General features: G+C 73.4%; 20 protein-coding genes. 5 read left to right on the top strand and 15 right to left on the bottom strand.

Annotated features, from left to right (window positions below; genetic code table 11):
• Window positions 1-112: 112 nt before the first annotated feature.
• The 8 genes from ACFVFS_RS30020 to ACFVFS_RS29985 all read right to left on the bottom strand — a co-directional run bounded on the left by ACFVFS_RS30020 (window position 113) and on the right by ACFVFS_RS29985 (window position 9,460).
• Window positions 113-1,093: a LysR family transcriptional regulator gene (locus tag ACFVFS_RS30020; protein WP_380627963.1), complete on the bottom strand. Its 981-nt coding sequence runs from the start codon at window positions 1,091-1,093 to the stop codon at window positions 113-115.
• Window positions 1,094-1,580: 487 nt separating this feature from the next.
• A complete protein-coding gene (locus ACFVFS_RS30015; RefSeq protein WP_380627961.1) occupies window positions 1,581-1,934 on the bottom strand; it encodes a DUF6204 family protein in 354 nt (117 codons plus the stop codon).
• Between the two features lie 109 nt (window positions 1,935-2,043).
• Window positions 2,044-3,297, bottom strand: a complete 1,254-nt coding sequence (locus ACFVFS_RS30010; protein WP_380627970.1) for an MFS transporter — start codon at window positions 3,295-3,297, stop codon at window positions 2,044-2,046.
• A gap of 79 nt (window positions 3,298-3,376) precedes the next feature.
• Complete coding sequence (locus tag ACFVFS_RS30005; protein WP_380627960.1) at window positions 3,377-3,985, bottom strand: GNAT family N-acetyltransferase; 609 nt, start codon at window positions 3,983-3,985, stop codon at window positions 3,377-3,379.
• Window positions 3,986-5,194 carry a type III PLP-dependent enzyme gene (locus ACFVFS_RS30000; protein WP_380627959.1) on the bottom strand — a complete coding sequence of 403 codons (1,209 nt, stop codon included), beginning with the start codon at window positions 5,192-5,194 and terminating at the stop codon, window positions 3,986-3,988.
• Complete coding sequence (locus ACFVFS_RS29995; protein WP_380627958.1) at window positions 5,187-6,566, bottom strand: DUF6271 family protein; 1,380 nt, start codon at window positions 6,564-6,566, stop codon at window positions 5,187-5,189. The genes ACFVFS_RS30000 and ACFVFS_RS29995 overlap by 8 nt, the downstream gene beginning before the upstream one ends.
• Complete coding sequence (locus tag ACFVFS_RS29990) at window positions 6,563-7,606, bottom strand: phytanoyl-CoA dioxygenase family protein (RefSeq protein ID WP_380627956.1); 1,044 nt, start codon at window positions 7,604-7,606, stop codon at window positions 6,563-6,565. The genes ACFVFS_RS29995 and ACFVFS_RS29990 overlap by 4 nt, the downstream gene beginning before the upstream one ends.
• A gap of 708 nt (window positions 7,607-8,314) precedes the next feature.
• On the bottom strand, window positions 8,315-9,460 hold the full coding sequence (locus ACFVFS_RS29985; protein WP_380627955.1) for a YncE family protein: 1,146 nt from the start codon (window positions 9,458-9,460) through the stop codon (window positions 8,315-8,317).
• A gap of 302 nt (window positions 9,461-9,762) precedes the next feature.
• On the opposite strand from ACFVFS_RS29985, the gene ACFVFS_RS29980 reads away from it, so the two are divergent.
• Window positions 9,763-11,127 carry an FAD-dependent oxidoreductase gene (locus ACFVFS_RS29980; protein ID WP_380627953.1) on the top strand — a complete coding sequence of 455 codons (1,365 nt, stop codon included), beginning with the start codon at window positions 9,763-9,765 and terminating at the stop codon, window positions 11,125-11,127.
• 51 nt (window positions 11,128-11,178) lie between these two features.
• Here ACFVFS_RS29980 and ACFVFS_RS29975 read toward each other — a convergent pair whose 3' ends face one another.
• Both ACFVFS_RS29975 and ACFVFS_RS29970 read right to left on the bottom strand, forming a co-directional pair.
• Window positions 11,179-11,643, bottom strand: coding sequence for a hypothetical protein (locus ACFVFS_RS29975; protein WP_380627951.1), 465 nt, complete (start codon window positions 11,641-11,643; stop codon window positions 11,179-11,181).
• 84 nt (window positions 11,644-11,727) lie between these two features.
• A complete protein-coding gene (locus tag ACFVFS_RS29970; protein ID WP_380627950.1) occupies window positions 11,728-12,843 on the bottom strand; it encodes a threonine/serine dehydratase in 1,116 nt (371 codons plus the stop codon).
• 75 nt (window positions 12,844-12,918) lie between these two features.
• Between ACFVFS_RS29970 and ACFVFS_RS29965 the strand changes: the two genes are divergently transcribed.
• The 3 genes from ACFVFS_RS29965 to ACFVFS_RS29955 all read left to right on the top strand — a co-directional run bounded on the left by ACFVFS_RS29965 (window position 12,919) and on the right by ACFVFS_RS29955 (window position 14,540).
• Window positions 12,919-13,572: a TetR/AcrR family transcriptional regulator gene (locus ACFVFS_RS29965; protein ID WP_380627949.1), complete on the top strand. Its 654-nt coding sequence runs from the start codon at window positions 12,919-12,921 to the stop codon at window positions 13,570-13,572.
• 91 nt (window positions 13,573-13,663) lie between these two features.
• Window positions 13,664-13,867 (top strand): hypothetical protein, encoded by a 204-nt coding sequence (locus ACFVFS_RS29960; protein ID WP_380627948.1) that lies wholly within the window; start codon window positions 13,664-13,666, stop codon window positions 13,865-13,867.
• 223 nt (window positions 13,868-14,090) lie between these two features.
• Entirely contained in the window at window positions 14,091-14,540 is a 450-nt protein-coding gene (locus ACFVFS_RS29955) for a hypothetical protein (protein ID WP_380627947.1), read from the top strand.
• Window positions 14,541-14,667: 127 nt separating this feature from the next.
• On the opposite strand, the gene ACFVFS_RS29950 is transcribed toward ACFVFS_RS29955, so the two are convergent.
• The 4 genes from ACFVFS_RS29950 to ACFVFS_RS29935 form a co-directional block, all read right to left on the bottom strand.
• Entirely contained in the window at window positions 14,668-15,072 is a 405-nt protein-coding gene (locus ACFVFS_RS29950) for a hypothetical protein (RefSeq protein WP_380627946.1), read from the bottom strand.
• A 193-nt stretch (window positions 15,073-15,265) separates the two neighbouring features.
• Entirely contained in the window at window positions 15,266-15,682 is a 417-nt protein-coding gene (locus tag ACFVFS_RS29945; protein WP_380627945.1) for an SSI family serine proteinase inhibitor, read from the bottom strand.
• Between the two features lie 89 nt (window positions 15,683-15,771).
• Window positions 15,772-16,005: a DUF397 domain-containing protein gene (locus tag ACFVFS_RS29940; protein ID WP_380627944.1), complete on the bottom strand. Its 234-nt coding sequence runs from the start codon at window positions 16,003-16,005 to the stop codon at window positions 15,772-15,774.
• Window positions 16,002-16,865, bottom strand: a complete 864-nt coding sequence (locus tag ACFVFS_RS29935; RefSeq protein ID WP_380627943.1) for a helix-turn-helix domain-containing protein — start codon at window positions 16,863-16,865, stop codon at window positions 16,002-16,004. The genes ACFVFS_RS29940 and ACFVFS_RS29935 overlap by 4 nt, the downstream gene beginning before the upstream one ends.
• 275 nt (window positions 16,866-17,140) lie before the next feature.
• Here ACFVFS_RS29935 and ACFVFS_RS29930 point away from each other — a divergent pair, with 275 nt between their 5' ends.
• Window positions 17,141-17,950: an alpha/beta fold hydrolase gene (locus ACFVFS_RS29930; protein ID WP_380627941.1), complete on the top strand. Its 810-nt coding sequence runs from the start codon at window positions 17,141-17,143 to the stop codon at window positions 17,948-17,950.
• A gap of 109 nt (window positions 17,951-18,059) precedes the next feature.
• On the opposite strand, the gene ACFVFS_RS29925 is transcribed toward ACFVFS_RS29930, so the two are convergent.
• The gene (locus ACFVFS_RS29925; protein WP_380627939.1) at window positions 18,060-22,394 is read right to left on the bottom strand and encodes a LamG-like jellyroll fold domain-containing protein; all 4,335 of its coding nucleotides are present in this window, start codon (window positions 22,392-22,394) and stop codon (window positions 18,060-18,062) included.
• Window positions 22,395-22,506 lie beyond the last annotated feature (112 nt).

The following is a 22,506-nucleotide window of genomic DNA, read 5'->3' as shown; positions in this document are numbered from 1 at the left end:
CCGGCGGCGCACCGGGGCAGGGGCCCGTGGTGCGCCGCCGCGGTGTCGGTGGGGGCCGACGGCCGGGCCGGTGGGGTCGGTGCGGCCATCGGGGCCATCGGGGCCAGTGGGGTCAGCGGGCGGTCAGGGCGGGGCGGGGGGCCGGGCGCGCGGGGTCCGGGAGGGTGAGGGCCGGCAGCGGACGGGCCGGGCCGGCGGGGGAGGCGACGACGCCGCGGACCATGTCGCGCAGCCAGCGGTGGCCGGCGTCCTGGTCGTTGCGCGGGTGCCAGGCCATGCTCAGGACCACGTCGGGGAGGTCGACCGGGAGGGGGAAGGTGGTCAGCCCGAGGGCCTCGGCCGCCGGGGTGCCCAGGCGGGCCGGGGCGAGACCGACGAGTTCGGTGTCGCGGAGCAGGAAGAGCGCTGCCGGGTAGCTCGGCACGCTGGCCACCACGCGGCGGGCGAGGCCGAGTTGGGCGAGGCGCTGGTCGACCTGGCCGGGGCCGCGGCCGTGCCGGGAGACCGTGAGGTGGTCGGCGGCGGCGAACTCCTCGGCGGTCGGGGGCGCGCCGGTGGTCAGCGGGTGGCCGGTGCGGGCGATGCCCACCAGTCGGGTGGTGGCGAGGGGTTCGGTGCGGGTCTCGGGGTCGAGGTGGTCGGTGACGCCGACCTCCAGGTCGATCAGACCGTCGCGCATCGCGCTGGTGCCCTCCAGGTCGTCCCCGAGGAAGCGCAGGGTCACGGTCGGGGCCTGGGCGCGGACCGCGGCGAGCAGGGACGCGCCGATCGTGGTCAGCAGGACGTCGCCGGTCTGCAGGGTGAAGCGGCGGTTGAGCTGGGCCGGTTCGGCGGCGGCGGGCGGTATCAGCAGCGCCTGGCCCCGGCTGACCAGGGCTCGGACCTCGGAGCGCAGTTCCACCGCGCGCGGTGTCGGCACCAGCCCGCGCCCGGCCCGGACCAGGAGTGGATCGCCGAGCACCCGGCGCAGCCGTCCGAGCGTGCGGCTCATCGCCGGGGCCGAGGTGTGCAGCCGTTCGGCGGCACCGGTCACGCTGCCCTCCTCCAGCAGGGCGTCCAGGGCGACGAGCAGGTTGAGATCGAGGTCCGGCATGGGGTTCTCCGCTGATGGTCGGTCGGCTGGGTGGGGGTGTGGGGGTAGGGATGACCGGAGGTGGAAGGTGTGCTGACCTGGTTTTCGCGGGAGCGCATGACGACTCGGCATCTAGCGTCGATCGCCACAACTCCCCTTGGGAGTAAAGGATCTGACGTGATGATTGACAATGACATGTTGGTGGAGGCCTGCCAAGGAGGCCGTGTGCCGACCTTCTGGGAGTCCCACGGCGTACGCCGGTCGGCGCGTCGGGGTGGTACAGACCAGAGGGCTCGCGCCGGAGTGGGCGGCCCGGCGGGTCACGCCGGAGTGGTGCCCCGGTGGGTCGCCCGGGGCCGGTGGGCCTGCAGGGGGCGGTAGTCGGTCACCGTGATGCCGTGCTCGGCGAGCAGCGCGCGGGTGCGCGGGGCGAGCAGGGAGGCGTAGGTCGGAGCGGCGCGGCGGGTTTTCCCCCGGGGCTCGGGCCGAGGGGCCCGAGCCGCGGTGCTCAGGCCTCGCGGGCGGCGCGGCGCTGCCGCTTGCCGAGCGGGGCCTGGGAGAGGTCCTCGGCCTGGGAGCGGAGGTTCTTGTAGCCGTAGCCGCGGTCGTCGAGCCAGGCGCGGGCGGACCGCTCGGCGCGCTCGGTGGCCTCCAGGATGTCCTCCTCGGCCTCGCCGGTGTCCTGGTAGCGGAAGGTGAAGACGGCGCGGGCGTTCAGGTCGTAGCTGAGGTGGCCCTCGGGGGTGAACGCGGCGAACAGGATGTCGTGCTCGGCCGCGCGCGACCGCAGCTCCTCCTGCTGCTCGGGGGTGAGGCCGTCGAAGACGCCGCGGACGGTGATGCGGAAGGTGCGCGTGCTCATCCGGCGAGCGTATGCCGGGCGGCGGCCCGCGGGCGACGGGTTTTCGGGGAAGCGGGCGGCGCCCCCGCGAGGAGGTCGCGGGGGCGCCGATGGGGAGGAGACGGGGCCGTCAGGCCTCGCTGAGGGCGGTGGTGGGCTTCGCGTCGGTGTCCGCAGCGGTGTTCGGGTCGGTTTCCGCAGCGGTGTTCGCGTCGAGGGAGGGCCAGCGGATCCGGGTGGCGCAGAGCGCGACGACCAGCGCCGAGGCGGCGACCACGCCCATGCCCCAGACCAGGCTGCTGGCGTTGGCGATGAAGCCGATCAGGGCGGGGCCGGCGAGCAGGCCGGTGGTGCCGGTGGCGGCGACCAGGGCGAGTGCGTCGGAGCCCTGGCGGGCGGCGGCGACGTAGACGCACGGGGTGACGGCGGCGACGCCCAGCCCCACGCAGGCGAAGCCGATCAGGGTCGGCACCACGCCGCCGGCGAGCAGGGCGAGCGCCAGGCCGAGCCCGGCCACCGTGCTGCCGACCCGCACGATCCGGCCGTCGCCGAAGCGGGTGCGCCAGCCGTCGGCGAACAGGCGGGCGAGCACCATCATCACCGAGACGACGGCGATGCCCATCGGCGCCAGCTGGTGCGAGGCCTTGACGACGTTCTCCAGGTAGAGGGCGGACCAGTCGTTCATGGCGCCCTCGGTGACGGTGCCGAACACCATCGCGAGGCCCATCCAGACGGTGATCCGGGAGGGCAGCGGGATGCCGCGCCGCTTGGCCGGGGCGGCGTCGGCGGGCGCTTCGACGGCGGTCTCGGCGGCCGGCTCGTCGGCCAGCATGCCGGTCTGGGCGAGCAGGAGCAGGACGGCGAGGACGGCGGCGGCGATCGCGAAGTGCGCGGAGAGCGTGGTGGTGACGGCCGTGACGCCGGAGGCGAGCAGGGCCGCGAGCAGCGAGCCGGCGCTGAAGGTGGCGTGCAGCCTGGACATCGCGGTGCGCTGGAAGCGGACCTCCATGGCGGCGCCCTGGGCGTTCATCGCGACGTTCAGGAAGCCGACGGCGACGCCGTCCAGGCAGGCCACCACCAGGAGGACGGGGTAGTTCGGGGCCAGCGTGAGGCCGGCCAGGACGAGGCCGAGGCCGATCGCCGAGACGGTGGCGAGGGCGCGCGAGCCGAACCGCCTCATCGCCGGGGCGACGAGCGGGAAGGAGACGGCGGCGCCGATGCCGCAGACCATCAGCAGCAGGCCGATCCGGCCGTCGTCCAGGTCCAGCCGGGTCTTCAGCGCGGGGAGGCGGGAGACCCAGGTCGCGTACTGGAAGCCGAGGAAGCAGAACAGCGCTGCGATGGCCAGGTGTGCTCGCAGGAAGTCATCGCGCACGCGGAGCATGTGCATCAGCCCGATTCGTTGGGTGTGGGGGGAGGTTGTCGCGGGGGAGGGGGCGAAGGGCGCGGGGCCGGTGGGGCGGCTAGCGCAGCGGCATCGACATGTAGACGGCGCGCTCGCCGTAGCTCGCCGGCAGGTCCACCTCGGGGTGGGGGCGGTAGCCGAGCGGGGCCCAGAGGACCTCGCTGCCGCGTACGGCGACCAGGGAGACGGTGGCGTAGCCGCGGGTGCGGGCGGTGTCGGCGAGGAAGGCGAGCAGCCGCGGGGCGAGGCCGTGGCCGCGCAGCCGTTCGGTGACGACGAGGTCGTGGGCGTGCAGGTTGGTCGAGGCACGGGTGGCCGGGGACTCCGCCCGGCCGAGGTCGGGGGAGTGGCCGAGCGGGTAGGGCAGGGCGAGCAGGTAGCCGCCGAACTCGCCCTTGTGCTCCACGGTGAAGCAGCAGTCGGGGGCGGCGCGGTGGCGCGATCGCAGCGCCTCGCCGCCCTCGGAGAGGCCGCTGTCGGCGTAGGCGCGGGCCTCCAGGGGCACGATCTCGGCCCAGTCGGGCTCGGCGACGGGGCGGACCAGGAGGTCCTCGCCGAGCCGGGTGCCGTCGAGCGCGGTGCCGGGCGGGTCGGTGGGAGGCTGCCGGTCGCCGGTGCCGGGCGGGTCGGTGGGGTGCCGCTGGTCGGTGGAGTGGTGCGCGGACATCTAGTGCGGGTCTCTCTCGGGGCCGGGTGCGTCGTCCGGGCGGGCCGCCCGGACGCAGCTGTGGGGGAGCGGTGGGAAGCCGTTGAACCCCCGCGTGGTGTAGGCGGTGGCGTAGGCGCCGCAGGAGAGGATCCACACCGGGTCGCCGGAGGCGGCGTCCCGGGGGACGGGCATCCCGGCGCCCTCGTCGGCGTAGGCGTCGTCGCTGTCGCAGGTGGGGCCGGCGATCACGGCGGGCACGGTCGGGGAACCGGCGCGGGTGGGGAACTCCAACCGGTAGCGCAGTTCGTCCATCTCGTACAGGCCGTTGAACTTGCCGCAGCTCAGGTAGAGCCAGTACGACCGCTCGCCGTCGAGCTGCCGGCGGTCGGTCAGCCGGGTGACGTGGGCCCGGATCGCGCCGTGGTCGGCGACCAGGTGGCGGCCCGGCTCCAGCAGGAACTCCAGCGGCCCGGCGGAGACCTCGCGCAGGTACTGCATGCCCTCCCGGATCACCGCGAACATCTTGTCGATCGGCGGGTGGAGCGGCCGGCCGCGCCGGTCGAGCACGCCGAGCGCGGGCAGGCCGCCGCCGAGGTTGACGTGGTCCAGCAGGATGCCGTGGCGGTTGGCCTCCTCGATCACCGCGCCGAGCGTCTCCAGCGCGCGCTGCCAGGCCTCGGAGGTGAGCTGCTGGGAGCCGACGTGCACCGAGAGGCCGGCCGGGACCAGTCCGGCGTCCCGGGCCGCCGTCAGCACCCGCAGGGCGTCCTCGGGCGCGCAGCCGAACTTGCGGCTCAGCCCCCACAGGGCGCCCTCGCCGGTGGTGGCGAGCCGGCAGAACACCCGGGCGCCGGGGGCGTGTTCGGCGAGCGCGGCGACATCGGCCAGGCTGTCGGTGGCGAAGTCGCGCACGCCGAGCCGGTACGCCTCGGCGATGTGGCGGTCGGATTTGACGGTGTTGCCGTAGTGGATCCGCGTGACCGGCACGCCGGTGCGCAGGGCCTGGGCGATCTCCTGCGGGCCGGCGGCGTCGAAGCCGGCGCCCCGGGCGGCCAGGCAGCCGAGCACCTCGTCCACCGGGCAGGCCTTCATGGCGAACCGGACGTCGACGCCCGGCAGTTCGCGCAGCAGGGCGTCGTACTGGGCCTCGATGCCGTCGAGGTCGTAGATGATCCGGTCGTCCTCGCCGGCGGCCAGGGCGGCGCGCAGGCGTCCGTGGTCAGGCATGGGCGGCGCTCCGGCCTGCCCCGGGGGCGGTCGGTTCGCCGAGCGCGGTGGCGCGGGCGGCGCGGACCAGCGGCGTCCAGGCGTCGACGAGCAGCGCGAAGGCCTCGATGTCGGCCTGCGCCTCGTCCAGCAGCCGTTCGCGCAGCGGCACCAGGTGGTCGGCGAACGCCGCGTACCGGCCGCCGAGTTCGCGGTAGGCGCGGTCGAGGACCGCCAGCCGGCGGTGGTTCTCGGCGCGGTCCGCGCCGGCCGCCTCGCGGGCGAACTCCGCGACCGGCTCGGGGCGCAGGTGGTGGTCGGCGTCGAGCAGCGATCCGCCGGCCAGCTCCAGCGCGTCGTACACCGGGTAGAGGTGGAGCATCGACAGCAGGAACTTGGTGAACCGCAGCTGGTAGGCGGTGAACCCGGCGTCGCTGCGCCGCTCGGGCGTGTAGTGGTTGACGATGTTGCGGTTGTGGGTGACTCCGGGCAGCGCGGCGTGGAGCACCAGGTGGTGCAGCAGGTAGTCGCTGCCGATGGTGTCGGTGGCGGGCGGCAGCGGCACCCGCTCGTACACCTCGCGGTCCAGGGCGATGTTGCACATGTCGATCCGCCAGATGTCCGGCAGGTCGAGCACCGCGCGGTCGTCGGTGAACGGCTCGGTGCCGTTGCCGACGAAGGAGTCCGCGACCAGCTCGCGGCGCTGCTCGGCGTCGTAGTCGGCGGGGGCCCAGAGGCCGACGACCTCCTCGTAGAGCGCCGGGTCCAGGGCGCGGATCTCCCCGAGGTCGACCGAGAGTTCACCGACGAAGGAGCTGCCGACCAGGGCGACCGGCTTCTCGGCGTGCACCGGGTCCAGGGTGTGGTGGGTGACGCCGGGCGCGGCGTCGGCGGCCCGCCGGCCGATCGAGCGCAGCTCGTGGTGGATCGGGAACACCGGTTCGCCGTGCAGCCGCTGGTAGCTGCTGTCGGAGTCGCGGCGGTGCACGGAGGAGCAGCCGAGGGCGGCGGCGAACAGGAACGCCCGGTTGGTGCAGGCGCCGTAGGAGACGGTGTCCGGCAGCATCAGGCGCAGGAGGTGGTCGGCGTCGGCGGTGAGGGCGGGCTCCTCGGCGCGGGCCCGGTCGATCGCCGCCCGCAGGAAGGCGCGCTGCCGCTCCTCGTCGAGGTGGTGGACCACCACGCCGGGGTCGGCGGGCAGCTCGGCGACCGCCTTGGCGTGGTCGGTGCGGGTGGCGGCGTCCGCCGAGTCGAGGATCAGCAGGTGCACCCGGACGCCGAACTCGCGGGCGGCCCAGGCGGCCTCCTCGCCGACGGCGGAGATGGCCGGGACGCAGAACCGGTTGGTGGGCAGCGCGAGGCAGACGTCGCGCACGGCGGTGTCCCCGTTCACGCCTCGCCGTCCCCGGCCGGGGACGCGGTGTCCCAGGACTCCAGGCCGAGCAGCCTGGCGCCGAGGCCGGTGAGTTCGGCCCGGCCGTAGCGCAGCGACTCGTGGCGGCGGTGGTCGCCGACCAGGGTGCGGTTCCAGGTCGGCGTGGAGAGGTGGCGCCAGGAGTCGACGCGCGAGGCCCGGAGCTCCTCGTGCTCCTCCAGCGCGGGCATCATCGACAGGTACTGGACGGAGCGCACCCCGCCCGCCGAGGAGTTGGCGGCGACGCCGTGGGCCAGCATGCCGTTCCAGATCAGCAGGTCGCCGGCCTTCAACTCGGGCCGCACCACCGGGAACTCGGCGCGGTCGACGGCCGGGCGGATCGGGTCGCGGTCGGCCGGCTGGGCGGCCTGCCAGGTGTTGAACCGGCGGAACAGCTCGGGGTCGCACTGGAAGCCGCCGAGGTCGGGCGCGGTGTCGTTGAGCGCGATGATGCCCTGGACGCGCTGCGGCAGCATGCCGGCCGTGGAGTCGACGTCCCAGTGCAGTTCGATGTCGAAGCCCTCGTCGGTGGGTTCGATCAGTGCGCGGTCGCGGTTCCTGACGTTCGGCGGGTTGAGGTTGAGCCGGTCGAGGGTGACCCAGAGCTCCTCGCAGTCCCAGACGTCCACGAAGGCGTCGTAGACCCGCTGAGTCTGCCGGCTGTCCCAGATGAGCTGGTGCTGGTAGGCCTCGACGAAGCCGTAGATGTGCAGGTGCCGGTCCAGCTCGTCGCGGAAGTCCCGCTCCTCGTACCAGGTTTCCGGGCGCTCGGGGTCGAGTCCCTGGAACTCCCAGGCGAAGTCGAGTAGTGCGCGGGCGGCCTCGGCGGGGATCGCCTCCGGTACGACGACGTAGCCGTAGGTCTGCCAGAAGGTGAACTGCTCCTCGGACAGGACGCGCAACGGGCGCTGCTTCCTGATGTCCTTCAGTGCGGTGGCGGCGAGGTAGGACTCGCCGTCGTTGCTGAAGTACGGGCGCTCCGAAGCGGCCCGGAACAGGTATCCGTCGGGCTTCGGCATCACGTCACTCCAAGGGTGGGGTCGGGGAGTCGGGGCGGTCGTCGACCGTGCGCCGGGGCGGAGGGAGCCGGGCGGAGGGACGGGCCGCGGGGAAAGGCGGTGCGGGGCGGGCGCCCCGGGGAGTGGTGAGGGAGTGGTTTCCTCGTCCGACAAGGGGCGCCGCGGACTGTTCCGGCCTCGTCAAACGCGTGTTCCCCTACGGTGGACTAGACCAACTTCCGGTGTCAACCCTCGTCCCTCCAGCCCCAGCAGACGGACCGTCGGTCGGTGGACGAGCGGTCGTGACCTGCGCCGGAACCCGGGCCTGGGCGGTCGCGGCGGGTCGGGGCCGGGTCCCGGGGGAGGAGGTTGCGCGGCTGCCCCTTCGGGTGGGCGCAACTGCCCAAAGGGGCAGGCGGGCGCGCGGATTGACGGATTGACACCGTTCGGGCCGAAGTGGGGGCGTTCGGTGGGGGAAGTCGGGCGGAGCGGTGGTGAATCCGGGGGTGCCGTGCAGATCGGGTCCGCGGTGTACCCGGTGCGGAGTCCCCGTGCGAGAAAGGGGTCGACGAGCTGCGGGGTCCGGCGGAGGGCATCTGTCGGGCGGAGGGCGGAGGCGGAGGGCGGAGGGCGACGGGTGCGCTGGGCGGCGAGGCTGTGCGGGGTGCGCTCCCCCTCGGGGCCGGGATGCCGGGGCCGAGGTCCCGGGGCCGAGGGGGAGCGCCCGGCTCAGAGCGTGACGGTCCTCAGGTACGAGCCGTCGCCGCGGATCCCGGCCAGCAGCAGGGCGTGTCCGCCCGGGGCGACCGCGGTGGCCGAGACCCCGTCCAGGCCGAAGCCGGTGAGCGTCTCGCCCGGGAGGTTGGCGTCGGTCGCGGTGTCGTAGGCGAGCACCGAGGCCTGCGGCGTCCAGCTGTCCTTCAGCAGGTAGAGCCGCCCGCCGTCCGGGCTCACGGCCACGTAGTGGAGGTCGACCGGCGCGGTCGCGAAGGTGAAGAGCGGCCGCGCGACATCGGTGACCGTGTTGACGGCGTACCCGGTGCCGGCCGAGGCCTGCGCGCCCAGTGCGTACAGCCGCAGGCCGTCCGGCGAGGCGGCCAGCTCGGTGGCGGCGCCGAGCCGGTCGACGGCGCGCAGGACGGTCGGCACCGGGGTGGTGGTGTCGAGGTGCTCGACGCCGAGGTCGGTGGCGACGTACGCGGTGGCGCCGCCCGCCTGGAGCGCGAACCCGCTCACGCCGTAGCCGCGCAGCGGCAGCGCGCCGGTGAAGGCACCCCGGTCGGTGTCGAACACCAGGACCCGGCCGGGTCGCACGCCCTGCCCCTCGCCGGCCGGGCCGTTCTGGCCGAGGTAGACCTTCGAGCCGTCCGGGCCGACCGCCAGGCCGGTCGGCGCGCCCGGCGTCCAGCCGGCCGGCCGGGCCTGCTCCGGTGCCGGGGTGCGCGAGAGCACGGTGCCGGAGGCCGTGTCGACCGCCACCAGCCGGTCCGCCACGACCACGTAGAGCCGCCGGCCGTCCTGGCTCACCACGGGCTTCCCGGCGGCGCCGTCCTCGGCCAGCGGCAGCTCGGCGACGACGGCGCCGCTGCGGAGGTCCACGGTGCGCAGTACGACCGGCGTGCGGCTTCCGGACCGGTCGGCCGCCACCACGTACGCCTTGCCCCCCTCCGGGCTGACGGCCAGGCCGAGCGCCCGCCAGCCGATGGCGGTGCCCGTGGCGGTGCCCGTGGCGGTGGCGGTGCCGGTGGCCGAGGTGCCGGCCGCTCCGGGGGTCGGATCGGCGGCGGCCGCCCCGGCGCCGGCCCCGGTCAGCAGGAGCGCCGCGGCCGTCGCCAGGGACGCCGTCCGACGGGCTTTCCACACACGAGTATTCATGATTCCCCACTCTGTGGTCTAGACCTCATGTCGTGGTGCGAGGGCAACGCTAGGGCACCCGCCCGGTCTTGCCGCGTCGGTTTTTGGACCTTGTGCGTACGGAGCGGACCGCCGGTGTTCCCGGCCCGGCCATAGGTCGGGCCTATGGGGTCATAGATCGACACCGCCTACAGTGGCGAGGTCCGACCGGGTTGGGTGGGAGTGGGTCACCCTCGCCCGTCCGCCTCCGGCCGGACCGTTCCATCCAGCTGTGCCCTGTTGTGCCCTGTCCCGTTCGTCCCTGTACGGAGGATCGTTCCGCCATGACCCGCCCGATCCGCGTCGCGATCATCGGCGCCGGCCCCGCCGGCATCTACGCCGCCGATGCCCTGCTGAAGTCCGACGCCGCCCAGCAGCCCGGGGTCTCCATCGACCTCTTCGAGCGGATGCCCGCGCCGTTCGGGCTGATCCGGTACGGCGTCGCGCCCGACCACCCGCGGATCAAGGGGATCATCACCGCGCTCCACCAGGTGCTGGACAAGCCGCAGATACGCCTGTTCGGCAACGTCGACTACCCCTCCGACGTCACGCTGGACGACCTGCACCGCTTCTACGACGCCGTGGTCTTCTCGACCGGCGCGATGGCCGACCGCGCGCTCGACATCCCCGGCGTCGGCCTCGACGGCTCCTACGGGGCCGCCGACTTCGTCTCCTGGTACGACGGCCACCCGGACGTGCCGCGCAGCTGGCCGCTGGAGGCCGAGAAGGTCGCCGTGCTCGGCGCCGGCAACGTCGCCCTGGACGTCGCCCGCATCCTCGCCAAGACGGCCGACGAGCTGCTGCCGACCGAGATCCCGCCGAACGTCCACGAGGGCCTGAAGCGCAACAAGGCGCTGGAGGTGCACGTCTTCGCCCGCCGAGGTCCGGCCCAGGCGAAGTTCAGCCCGATGGAGCTGCGCGAGCTCGACCACTCGCCGAACATCGAGGTCATCGTCAACCCCGAGGACATCGAGTACGACGAGGGCTCGATCGCCGAGCGGCGCGGCGCCAAGCACGTCGACATGGTCGCCGCGACCATCGAGAACTGGGCGATCCGTGATGTCGGCGACCGCCCGCACCGGCTCTACCTGCACTTCTTCGAGTCCCCGGTGGAGGTGCTGGGCGAGGACGGCCGGGTGAGCGGGCTGCGCACCGAGCGCACCGAGCTCGACGGCACCGGCAACGTGCGGGGCACCGGCCGGTTCACCGACTGGGACGTGCAGTCGATCTACCGGGCGATCGGGTACTACTCCGACGAGCTGCCCAAGCTGCCGTTCGACCCGGTCTCCGGCACCGTCCCGAACGCGGCCGGCCGGGTGCTCGCCGCGGACGGCTCGCACCAGGACGCCGTGTACGTGACCGGCTGGATCAAGCGCGGGCCGGTCGGCCTGATCGGCCACACCAAGGGCGACGCCAACGAGACCGTCGCCTGCCTGCTCGCCGACCACACCGAGGGCCGCCTGCCCGGCGCCGTCGAGCCGGAGCCGGAGGCGGTCGTCGGCCACCTGCGGGAGCGCGGGGTCCGGTTCACCACCTGGGAGGGCTGGCGCGAGCTGGACGCCCACGAGCGCGCGCTGGGCGCGGCGGAGGGGCGCGAGCGCGTCAAGGTGGTGGAGCGGGAGGACATGCTCCGGCACAGCGGAGCCTGACCGGCCCGCAGGCGCCGGGGCTCGGGCCTCGACGCCCGCAGGCAGCGGGTCTCAGGCCTCGACGCCCGCCGGTGCCGGGGCGAGCACGACCGGCCAGGCGTCGTCGCCGGCCAGCACGTCGTCCAGGGTGAGCTCCGGGCCGGCGCTGAACACGACGGTCGCGGTGTCGGCCCGGGCGTACAGCCCCGGGTCGACCACCGCGTCCGCGCGCAGCACCAGCGCCGCCTCGGGCGCGGTGGCCGAGCGCTCCGGGAAGGCCTCCGGGTCGGCGTCGATCTGCCGGAGCGTGAACGGGTGGGCCGCCACGGCGACGGTCAGCCGGTCGCCGTCGAGGGAGCGCTCCGCCCAGCCGTCGGTGGCGAGCAGGTGGAACGCGCCGTCCCCCTCGTACCCGTACCGGCCCAGCCTGGCCACGGCCCGCTCCCCGGGCGGGCCGTCCGGGTCCACGAGCAGCGCCACCACGGGCGCGTCCGGGTCGTCGGGGTTGATGCCGCTGCGGACGTGGAGCCGGGCCACGGGCGACCTCCGGTCGGGGGAGCGGGCGGGCGGGGACGGCGGTTGCGGGGACACGCTATCGGGCCGCTGCGCGGAGCGTGTTTGTCATGATCGCGACTTCAGTGGGGTGGTGGAGGGCTCGACAGGAGAAGCGCACGCTCCCGGTTCGGGCGGGGTGGTGAGGGTGGCCGGGTCGGTGTTGGCGCCGCAGAGGACGACGCAGACCCGCTCGCCGTCGGCCGGGCGGTAACCGTGGCCGCCGTCCTCCCCGGTCCCGGCCCCGGCCCCGGTCTCGGCCCCGGCCCTGGGCAGCAGGGCGGCGAAGGCGGTGGCGGCGCCGTGCTCGACGGCGATCCGGCGGTCCTCCCAGAGCTCCCGCCGGGCCCGGACGATCGCCGCGTCCGGCACCAGGACGGAGTGGACGTCCTGCCCGCGCGCCGCGTCCACGGCCAGGGTGGTGGCCCGGCGGGCCCCGAGGGAGTCGCCGGCCACCGAGTCCACCGCGACGTCCACCGGCCCGCCCGCCGCGAGGGCGGCGTGCAGCGCGCGTGAGCCCTCCGGCTCGACCGCCACCACCCGGACGCCGTGCGCGCGGGCGGCCGCGGCCACTCCCGCGAACAGCCCGCCCCCGCCGACCGCGACCAGCACCGTGTCCAGGCCGGGGAGTCGCCCGTGGATCTCCTCCAGCAGCGTGCCCGCGCCCGCCGCGATCAGCGGGTGGTCGTAGGCGTGGCTCGCCAGCGCGCCGGTGGCCGCGGCGTACTCCTCGCAGGCGGCGAGCGCCTCGGCGTACTCGGTGCCGACCAGCCGGACGTCCGCCCCGTACGAGCGCAGCCGGGCGATCTTCACCTGAGGGGCGGTGGCGGGCAGGAACACGGTGGCCCGTACGCCCTGCTGCCGCGCCGACCACGCGCAGGCCAGGCCGGCGTTGCCCCCGGAGGCGATGGTGACGCCGGCGTCCGGCAGCGAGCCGGCCTCCCGGTGGGCCTGGAGGAAGTTCTGCGCCCCGCGCGCCTTGAAGGACCCGGTGTGCTGCAGGTACTCCAGGGCCAGCCACGGTCCGGCGTGCGGGTCGCCGCTCACGGTGCTGCCGCTGCTTCCGCCGCTGCTTCCGCCGCTGTTCCCGTCGCCGCCCGGGGCGAGCGCCACGGGCCGGACGCGCCCCGCGATCCGCTCCGCGGCCGCCTTGATGTCCTGGTGGTCGAGCTGCTGCCGTCCCATGGTGCGCCGCCTCCACGTTCGCGTCCCCTCGTTCCGGTACGGCGTACCGGTACGCCGTACCGTACGCTGTCATGCATGCCCCGGCAATCCTCCGCCCTCGACCGCGCCACCCCCGAGCGCATCGCCGTCGCCGCCCTGGCGATCGTCGACGAGCAGGGCCCGGCCGCGCTCAGCTTCCGGACCCTCGCCGCCCGGCTGGAGATCTCGGTCGCCTCGCTCCAGCGCCGCTGCACCGACCTGGCGGGCCTGATCGACCTGGTCACCGACCACCTCGCCGAGCGCCTGCCGGTGATCGCGCCGGGCACGGCCTGGGCCGACGCCACCGAGGCCCGGTTCACCGCGCTCTACCGCCTGCTGACCGCGCACCCCGGCCTCGTCGCCCTGCGCGGCAGCCGCCCCTGGCTCGGCCGGAACCTGCTCGCCCGTCTGGTGGAACCGCAGCTCGCCGACAGCGTCGCGGCCGGCCTGACCCCGGCGGAGGCGATGACCGCCTACCGGCGGATGTACCTGCTCACCCTCGGCAGCGCGAGCTTCGTCGACCACCGCGACCCCGCCGCCACCCGCGCCGTGACCCGCACCGCGCTCGCCGCCCTCGACCCCGACGCCTACCCCGTGCTGGCCGGCCACGTCGCCGACTACCTGCCCGTGGTGACCGACCACGAGGTGTACTACGGAGCCCTGCGCCAGCTGATCGCCGCGGCCGCGCCGCGGCCGGGTAGCGCGGGTTGACGTCCCGTTCGTGTTCCGGACCCCGGAACGGTTAGCGTGCGCAAGGCCTCACCACCGTGAGGACGGAACCGGACAGCAAGGGAGAACGGGCATGATCGGAGCGGTGCTGATCGGCATCCTGGCACTCGTCGTCGGCGGCTGCGTCTGCGTGGTGTGGGCCGACCGCGGCGGCCCCCGGTGGACCCGGGTCGTCGCGGGCGCGACCATCGGCGCCGGGCGGGTCGTGCGGCGCTACCAGAAGTCCCGGCCCCGCCAGGTCGAGAGCGGCGGCGGCGACGGCGGCGACGGGTCCTGAGGTCCGTCGGCTGCCCGGTCCGGGTCTCCTCCTCCATCGGGCCGGGAGCCCTGGAGGGTTCAGATTCCGGCGGATCCATGCCTGTAGAGGCATCCGCCGCCGGTGTCGGGGGCACGGCGCCCGGCCTGCGTTGACGTCCCGTCAGCGACTGCCCGAGGCTGTCCGGCGGGCCGAACGGGGCCCGAGCTTCCCCTGACAACTCCGGCAACTCCGGGAGTATCCGATGAGCACGATCAAGTCCGCCGCGGTGGCCCTCGCCGCCCTCACCGTCGTCGGCCTGGGGGCCTCCCCGGCCCTGGCCCGTGACGGCGCGGACACCATGAAGCCCGCGCCGCAGACCTGCAACGCCAGTGGCGGCACCTTCTACTGCGGCGGCGACTACGGTGACGGCAAGACCTACGTCACCCTCGCCGACGGCACCAAGCAGCTCTTCGTGATCGGCACCGACCACAACGTCTGGACGACCTGGACCCCGCCGCGGGGCTCGCAGGCGCCGTGGATGTCGCTCGGCGGCACCAAGGACTTCGTCACCAAGGTGAAGATCGTCAATAAGAAGGGCGACGCGTTCAGCGTCGCCTCGCGCTCCGCCGCGATCAACGCCGACTACTACCGCGACCGCAGTGCCGGTGGCGCGTGGAGCGGCTGGTGGACCTACGCCGTGCCGCGCGGCTGACGGTCAGTCCCCTCGCCCCGGTGGACGCTCCGTCCACCGGAGCACCCGATCCACCGCTCCGGGCCGTCGCCGTGACGGAGCGCCATCCGGTGCCCGGCCCCGCCCCCGAGGGGCCGGGCACCGCCGCTCAGGGCCGGTCCTCCGCGCGTCGGAGGCGCGTACCGACGGTCCGCCAGAGCCAGCCCGCCGAGAGCGGCAGCGTCGCCAGCCCGACGCCGACCGCGCCGCGCATCCGGTTGTCCGCGACGTCGGCGCAGTGGCCGAAGTCCCCCCGCTTCCCGATCGAGTCGTAGAACACCGGCGAGCCGCAGTGCACGGTGCGACCGTTCGGGAACTCGTGCGAGGCCGGCAGGAAGGCCAGCGCGACCGCCCACAGCCAAGCGCCGAGCGCCAGCAGCCCCAGCGCGTTCGGCCCCCAGCCCCGTGAGCGCCGGGCCCGTCGCCACGCCCGCTCCTCCCGCTCGCGCAGCAGCGCGCCGATCTCGCCGGTCTCCCCGGTGTTCCCGGTCTCCCGGCTGTCCGTGGTCTCCATGTGCTTCCCCCCGCTTCCGTGTGATCAACGGCCGAGGAGAGCATCCCAGGTCGCGCTCCCCGGCCGTCCGCAGGATCGGCCGGTCGGAAGCCGGTCGGAAGCCGGTCGGAAGCCGGTCGGAAGCCGGTCGGAAGCCGGTCGGAAGCCGGTCGGAAGCCGGTCGGAAGCCGGTCGGAAGTCGCTCGGAAGCCGGTCAGAAGTCGAAGAACGCGCCGGTGGTGCGCAGCAGGACGCACTGGTTGCCGTAGGTGTGCTGGAAGGAGAGCGGCTGCCCCCGGTACACGCCCTTGGCTGTCACGGTGTAGGGGTCGTACAGGTCGGTGCAGACGCCCGGGTCGACGTCCAGCAGATCGAGGTCACCGTTGACGGAGTCGAGCAGCCGGCAGGCGGTGACCGGGTCGGGGTGGGTGGTGGCGGCGTCCGGCGGGCAGTCGAGGGCGGCCACGCGCGGCGTGCCGGAGGTCGGGGAGGTGCCGTGGGCCACCGTGAGCCGCAGGACCGCCTCGGGGCTCTGGGCCATGGGGATCGGCATGACGGCATGGGCGTTGCCCGCGAGGCCGGCGGTGAACAGGGCGGTGGCGAGGAGGGCGAGGGCTCGGGTCGTCTTCACGCCCGGCGCAACGACCCGCCGCCGGGCGGGTCACGGCCGACCGCCGCTCCGGAGTGGGAAGTCGGCCGGTCCGACTTCCCACTCCGGGGTCAGGCGGTGAAGTGGGGGGAGCGGGTCTCGATGGCCCTGACGAAGGCGGCCCACTCGGCGTGGTCGAACGCGAGGTGGGGCCGGTCGGGGACCTTGTCGTCGCCGAGCCAGACGTCGCCGTTGGGGAAGCGGGCGATGACCACGCAGTTGCCGTTGCCGTCACCGGAGAAGGGGGACTTGGTCCACTCGGCGTCGGAGGGGTTGTGGACGTAGGGATCGTGCTTCTGGCTCACGTCAGCTCTTCCACCTTGCGTTCAAGGGCGGTGATGGTGTCGGCAGGAGACAACGCATGCCGCTTGACTCGGGCGAAGGCTCGCTCGGCTCGTCGCACGTCGCGTCCCGTCCTACGCGGGAGCATACCGCCGACGGCTTCGATGAAGACGAAGCCGTTTTCGGTATCGCCAGGGAACTGCATGAGCGTGACGCCGGATGACAGAATGCCGGTCCGACCTGCGCTGAGTGGCACCATTCGCAGTGTCACGTTCGGCAATTGGGCGACCTCGACGGCGTGTGCGATCTGCCGCGCCAGGACGGACTGATCGCCGGCGATCAGCAGCGCGACCTCACCGAAGTACGCCTCCAACGTCAGCGCCGGCTCGTCGGTGAGCCGCCGCTGCCGGAGGATCCGGACCTCGGCCCCCGCCTCGACGCTCTCCTCGTTGGGCGAGTCGAGACCCGCCGCGATCATCTCCATCGCGTACTCGTCGGTCTGCACGAGGCCCGGGAACCCGGAGGGGAAGTAGTCCAGCATGGACGAGGCCTCGGCCTCCAGGGCCAGGTACTCCGCGAAGGCCGGCGTGATCGCCTCGGCGTAGTCCAGGTTCCGCCACCACTGCTTCGGCGGCGGCCCGCTGCCGAGCAGGTTCTCGTAGTACTCCCGGTCCGCTCCGGTGACCCCGTAGTAGTCGAGGAGCGTCGCGAGGTCCCTGGGACCGACGGGCTGCTCCGCCCGCTCCATCTTGCTGAGGCGGGCGGCGCTCCAGCCATCCAGACCGCTGGTGACCTCCAGGAGCTTTCTGTTCTGCTCCAGCCGCAGGGCTCGCAGTTCGTCGCCGAGTCTGATCTGCCGGATCGTGGAGAGGTCGGTGGTCAAGTGGGGCCCTCCCTTCGGATGTTGGGGCCCAGTCTTGCCGCACGCGCGGCCGGGACTCAAGCCGCTTTCAAGGTCCACCGATTTTCTTGAATATTCCCATGCGTATTCGGTTTCGGGAATTCCGTGTGATCGTCCGCCGGGCCGGTGGTTCCGCTCCGTGACGGCGCCCGCATTCCCCCCACCCCCCGGTCCGTTCATCCGACCGGTGTGACGGGGGTGTGTCACGCTGGTGGGTGGGGCGCTACCGGTGCACGACCGAGGTCGGGAGGCTCGTGATGGCCGAGATCAGGGTGAACGGGGTGTCGCTGTACTACGAGACCCGGGGTGCCGGGCCGGGACTGGTGCTGGTGCACGGATCGTGGACGGACGCCGACAGCTGGTCGCGCGTCCTGCCGGGACTGGCCGAGGAGACCACCGCCGTCGCCTACGACCGGCGCGGGCACAGCCGCAGCGAGGACCTGCTCACCCAGGGTTCCGTGTACGAGGACGCCGCCGACCTGGCCGCGCTGATCGTCGGACTGGGCCTCGCGCCGGCCTACGTCTGCGGCGACTCCTACGGCGGCCTGATCGCCCTGCGCCTCGCCGCCGCCCGCCCCGACCTGCTGCGCGGCGTGGCCGTCCACGAACCGCCTGCGACCGGCACTCTGCTCGCCGACCCGGAGCTGCGCCCCCTCGGCGTCGCCTTCGCCGAACGGATCTCGGCCGTCCGCGAGCTCCTCGAACAGGCCGAATCGGCCGCCGGGGCCGAGCGCTACGTCGACACCGTCGCCTTCGGCCCGGGGGCGTGGGAGCAGCTGCCCGCGCCGGTCCGCCACACCTACATCCGCAACGCGCCGACCTACCTCGACGAACTGCGCGACCCCGACGCCCTCGACCTCGACCTCACCGCCCTCAACCGCTTCACCGAACGCGTCCTCCTCACCCAGAGCGACGACAGCGAACCGATGTACGGCGAGGTCCTCGACCTGATCGACCTCTCCCTCCCCAAACCCGAACGCCACGTCTACCCCCACGCCGGCCACGCCCCCCACCTCTCCGAACCCGAGCAGTGGGTCCGCACCACCCTCCCCCGCGCCCTGGGGTGACCCGCCGCCTCCGGGGCGCGGACAGCACGGTGCCCCTTCCCCGAGGCGGTCTCGGGGAAGGGGCACCGTTGTGCGTATCGGCGGTCGACGGGTGTGGCGGCCGGGCCGGTCAGCTCGCCTGGGCCACGGCGAACCAGCGCTGGTTCGGGTTGCCGTTGCACTGCCAGATACCGATGGCCGTGCCGTTCTCGGTGCTCCAGCCCGGCAGCTCCATGCAGCTGTTGGCGGCCGGGTTGTACAGCGTGCCGTCGAAGCGGCGGACCCAGAGCTGGCCCGCGTCGGAGCCGTTGCATGCCTGGACCTGGACCTTCGAGCCCCACTGGGCCGGCGTGTCGTTGATGCCGAGGCAGCGATCGGTGCTGCCGCGGACCTTGATCCTGTTGTCGCTGGTCAGCGTGAGGTGCTGGGAAGCGCCGTTCCAGCAGTCGTACACCCGGACCAGGGCTCCCGGGGTGCCGCCCCAGTCGTCCATGCACTTGCCGCCGTCGTAGGAACTGCGGACCTGAACGGAGGAGTTGGTGGTGGCGAGGGCCTGCGCCTGCGGTTCGGTGAACGCGTAGGGGTACACCCGGACGTCGCTGACGGCGCCCTTCAGCACGGAATCCGGCGAGGTGTACCGGTCGGTGGTCGCGCCGCCGATGTTCAGACTGCCACTGGCCCGCCAGGAGCTCGGGACCTGGGCCGATCCGGTGGTGCGCCCGTTCACGTACAGGGTGATGGTTCCCGCCGGGGCGTTGTAGGTGCCGACCAGGTGGGTCCAGGTCCCCGTCTGCGGGGCCGAGGTGTCCACGGCGCTGTAGTACGTGCCGGTGTTGCGGTAGTTCTCGCCCGGAAGGACGAAGGCCCAGCGGCCGAACGCGGCCGAGTACTGGAGGTAGAACGGGCTGCGCTCCTGGCCGGTCAGGCTGACGACGGTCTGGTATCCGTTGGTGTTGTCGAGCTTGACCCAGGCGGCGACGGTGTAGCTCTGAGTGGTGTCGATGCCCGACTGGTTGGTGGAGCGGTAGTAGGTCGAGCCGTCGAGGGCCGTGGCCTTTCCGGCCAGCCCGTTGTGGTCGGTGGTGCGGGTGAAGTTGTTCGGGTAGAGCGGGTTGGAGGCGTTGGTGTCCACGTCGGTGGAGCCGTCGAGAGCCCACCAGAGCGGGTTGGCCGAGGTGTCGGCGATCCGCTCGGGCCCGACGTGCCAGGCCATGCCCGGGTTGGCGGTGCCGGGGTTGGTGGTCTCGCCCCACCAGATGTCGATCTGGCCGGAGGCGTTCTTGCCCCACAGGGTGGGCGAGCCCTTGCCGGTGAGGTCGCCGTCCGAGCCCAGCGTCGGCCAGCCGTCGACCGGAACCCCGCCGATCCTGGTGCTGCCGGCGATCCCGGTCAGGGTCGGCACGTTCGGGGTCGTGCCGTCGGGTGCGATGACGGGGTACCCGTACTTGTCGGTGGCGGGAACGCTGCCGGTGTTGAAGGTGTAGGCGAGCAGGTCGCCCTTGGCGCCGTCGGCGGCCGGCTCCAGGTTCCGGGCCCAGAGGCCCGGGTGGCCCTGCTTGGCCCAGTCGCCCGGGGTGATGAGTTCTTTGTTCTTCCAGCCGGAGGCGGCGAGCTGGACCGGCCTGCCCAGGACGTTGCCCTCGGTCGCCGGGTAGTACCAGAGCGCCGCATCGCCGTTGCCGGTGCTCTCGACGGTGAGCAGGCCGCTCCTGTTCTTGAACTGGAGCTTGTAGTCGAGGTCCGTGTTCACCGGGTCGCCGAGGGCGGCCACCCGGAGGGTCCGGGACCAGTCGGCCGCGTGGTACCCGGGAGCGTTGAGCCAGGAACAGGTCTCGGTGGCCGTGGTGACGCACCTCGGCTTGTCGATCGCCGGCCCCGTGTCGATGCGCCCGTAGTAGCCGGTGTTGCCTGGGTTGCCGTAGACGTAGAGGTACGGGTCCCCGGCGGCGTGGACGACGAAGTCGTCGATGTTGTTCCCGCCGGTGAAGGTGCCCCGGTGGCTGAACTGGACGTTGCCCCAGCCGTTCCTGGTCGGGGAGTCCTTGCCCAGGGCCACCAGGCTGACGGCCGGGCTCTTCGCGATCGGGTTGCCGGGGACGGTGTAGGCGCGGAGGTTGCCGGCCTGGTCGGTGGTCACGATGTCCGGCGCACTGTCGCCGGTCACATCACCGAACCGGGGAGGCGGGCCGTCGGGGTTCCACGGAACGTAGAAGGCGTACGACGCGACCGCGGAGACGTTGCGGGCGTTGTCCATGACCTGGATGTAGCCGATGTTGGTGCCCCAGCGGCCCGGCAGGACGCGGATGCCGCCCTGCGGCAGGTCGCTGCCGCACTGCCACGGGGAGTTGCTGAACTGCGGGTCCCAGGAGAAGCGGGCGCACACCACGCCGGAGGGCGTACCGCCCGAGGGGGCCGTGTCGACGGCGTCGAACGGGATGATGCCCCACTCGCCCGCGCGCTTCCGGGTCACCTGGCCGTTGCCGGACGGCGGGAACCGGTCGGCCAGCTCGGCCTCGGACAGGGTGTCGTACACGCCCTTGACGCCGAGGGTCGGCGGGGTCAGGTCGATGCCGAACCGGCAGGTCGGGGTCGAGCCGGACATCGGGACCAGCTTGTCCGCGGAGTGCGTGCTCCAGCCGTAGACGTGACCGTCCTTGATCACGTCGCTGCGGACGTTGAACGCGGCATTGGTGCCGTTGGTCGTCTCGGCGGAGTACCCGCTGTCCACGTCGGGTGCGCCGGGGATGCTGTAGTCCCAGATGTGCGTCCACGAGTAGAGCGTGGACTGCACGGGGCTGTGCACCTTCGCGTTGAGGGTCACCGCGCCGTTGAACTCGCTCCCCGCGCTGAGCCAGGCGAAGGACGAGCCGTTGCAGCCCTGGTCCGTGCTCCACGGCACCGCGGTACCGGGCGCGGGCGCCGTGTACTGCTCGCTGGGAGTAGTGGGCGCGCGGTCGTACTCGACCTCGATCACCGGCCGGTACTCCAGCCGCTTGAACGCCATCCGGTCGGCCTCGTTGCGGGCCCGAAGGCCGAACGTGACGGTGTCGTGCCAGGGCGCGTAGTTCTGGAAGACGGAGGTGACGTTGTACTTGAACTGGACGTTGTCGTAGCAGCCGGGCCAGCCCGAGCCCGCCACCTGGGCCTCTCCCAGGCCTCCGATGATGCCGGGTTCGTTGTTCCAGGTGGTCTGGGAGCTGATGTCCCCGGTCTGGTAGAGGTCCAGCGTGTACGCCGTGGTGCACGAGTGGTCGGACGACTCGTACTCCCAGAGCGACATCGTGGCCTTGTTGACGATGGTGCCGGGGTACCCGCGGACGTCGAACTGGAAGTACGACCGCTCGATTCCCTTGTCGGTCTCGAAGCCCTGGTAGCCGACGCCCGGGCGGGCGTACTTGCCGTGGGAGGCCGTCGTCTGCCCGTACCGGGACGTGTTGGGGTAGGCCTGCTGGGTCCAGGTCCAGGCGTTGCCGTCACGCCGGTCCGGGATCCAGCCGGGATCGATGAACCAGGGGCCCTGGCCCTGGCCCAGTACGGACTGGTCGGGGGTCACTTCGATGGCGCCCCCGGACACGGTGGTCGCCATGCTGACGACCTTGGCGCCCGGAGCGGGTCCGTCCGCGCTGCTGACCCCGGCGGGTGCCGACGGTGCCGCGGTGCCGCTGCTTCCCAGCGCGAACGCGGTGGACTTGCCCTGCCTGGTGCTCGGCGCCGCCGGTGTGCTGCCGGAGCTGTCCCACATCTGCGGGACCGGGGCGTACCACCGGACGGCGCCGTCCTTGCCGGTGGCCGCCAGGTTGCCCGACGCGTCGGCGGCGACGGTGACGTCCTTGGCGGTCGTGCCGAACCGGAGCGTCTTGAGCCGCGGATCCCTGGCGGCCTCGGCGGTCTTGACGATCAGGACGGTGGCGAGGCCGCCGAACCTGTCGGCGGTGGCCTTGAGGTCGACGCCGGCGATGACCTCGGGGTAGAGCAGCCCGTCACCGTCCTCGTCCACCACGGGAGTGGTGAGCGGGAACGGTGAGTCGATCGCGAGCGTCTCCCCGTCGGGGCCGGTGAGCGTACCGAGGGGGCCGGGGCCGCCTCCGGACAGGTGCACACCGCCTGCGGCCGCGGCCGGCCGGTAGCCGCCGGCCGGGTCGGCGACGAGCCTGGCGTCCAGCGGGACCCAGGTGCCGTCGGCCTGCTGGACGCGCTGCTGGTCGGGGTGCTGGGTGCGGGCGAGGTGGCCCTCGGGGGTGGCTGCGGTCTCGCTGAACGCATCGGTCAACTCGGGAATCGGGACGCGCTTCCCGGTGGCCTTGGCCTGCGCGATCGCCTTGTCGGCGGCCGTGACGGCGGGCTTCTCCTCGGCGCGCGCGGCGTCGGCGTCGGCGATGGCCTTCGCCAGCTCGGGCGGAATCGAGGAGGGCTCGGGGCCGGAGGCGGTGGGTGCGGCATCGGCGGCGAAGGCGGCGGGTGCCATCGGCGTGAGGGCCAGAACGACCCCCACAGCGGTGGCGGTCAGTCGCGACGACCGGAGTCTGACGCGACGGCGCGCTGCGGAGCGAGCCCCGGGTGGAGCGGAAGGCATTGGT

This window comes from Kitasatospora sp. NPDC057692 (assembly GCF_042799475.1).
In the GTDB taxonomy this organism is placed as follows: domain Bacteria; phylum Actinomycetota; class Actinomycetes; order Streptomycetales; family Streptomycetaceae; genus Kitasatospora.
This window is presented reverse-complemented; position numbering and strand designations above follow the sequence as displayed.

Coding starts and splice junctions, on each gene's coding strand:
- ACFVFS_RS30020 (WP_380627963.1), bottom strand. CDS start 1,093: ATGCCGGACCTCGATCTCAACCTGCTCGTCGCCCTGGACGCCCTGCTG.
- ACFVFS_RS30015 (WP_380627961.1), bottom strand. CDS start 1,934: ATGAGCACGCGCACCTTCCGCATCACCGTCCGCGGCGTCTTCGACGGC.
- ACFVFS_RS30010 (WP_380627970.1), bottom strand. CDS start 3,297: ATGCTCCGCGTGCGCGATGACTTCCTGCGAGCACACCTGGCCATCGCA.
- ACFVFS_RS30005 (WP_380627960.1), bottom strand. CDS start 3,985: ATGTCCGCGCACCACTCCACCGACCAGCGGCACCCCACCGACCCGCCC.
- ACFVFS_RS30000 (WP_380627959.1), bottom strand. CDS start 5,194: ATGCCTGACCACGGACGCCTGCGCGCCGCCCTGGCCGCCGGCGAGGAC.
- ACFVFS_RS29990 (WP_380627956.1), bottom strand. CDS start 7,606: ATGCCGAAGCCCGACGGATACCTGTTCCGGGCCGCTTCGGAGCGCCCG.
- ACFVFS_RS29985 (WP_380627955.1), bottom strand. CDS start 9,460: ATGAATACTCGTGTGTGGAAAGCCCGTCGGACGGCGTCCCTGGCGACG.
- ACFVFS_RS29980 (WP_380627953.1), top strand. CDS start 9,763: ATGACCCGCCCGATCCGCGTCGCGATCATCGGCGCCGGCCCCGCCGGC.
- ACFVFS_RS29970 (WP_380627950.1), bottom strand. CDS start 12,843: ATGGGACGGCAGCAGCTCGACCACCAGGACATCAAGGCGGCCGCGGAG.
- ACFVFS_RS29965 (WP_380627949.1), top strand. CDS start 12,919: ATGCCCCGGCAATCCTCCGCCCTCGACCGCGCCACCCCCGAGCGCATC.
- ACFVFS_RS29960 (WP_380627948.1), top strand. CDS start 13,664: ATGATCGGAGCGGTGCTGATCGGCATCCTGGCACTCGTCGTCGGCGGC.
- ACFVFS_RS29955 (WP_380627947.1), top strand. CDS start 14,091: ATGAGCACGATCAAGTCCGCCGCGGTGGCCCTCGCCGCCCTCACCGTC.
- ACFVFS_RS29950 (WP_380627946.1), bottom strand. CDS start 15,072: ATGGAGACCACGGACAGCCGGGAGACCGGGAACACCGGGGAGACCGGC.
- ACFVFS_RS29930 (WP_380627941.1), top strand. CDS start 17,141: ATGGCCGAGATCAGGGTGAACGGGGTGTCGCTGTACTACGAGACCCGG.
- ACFVFS_RS29925 (WP_380627939.1), bottom strand. CDS start 22,394: ATGGCACCCGCCGCCTTCGCCGCCGATGCCGCACCCACCGCCTCCGGC.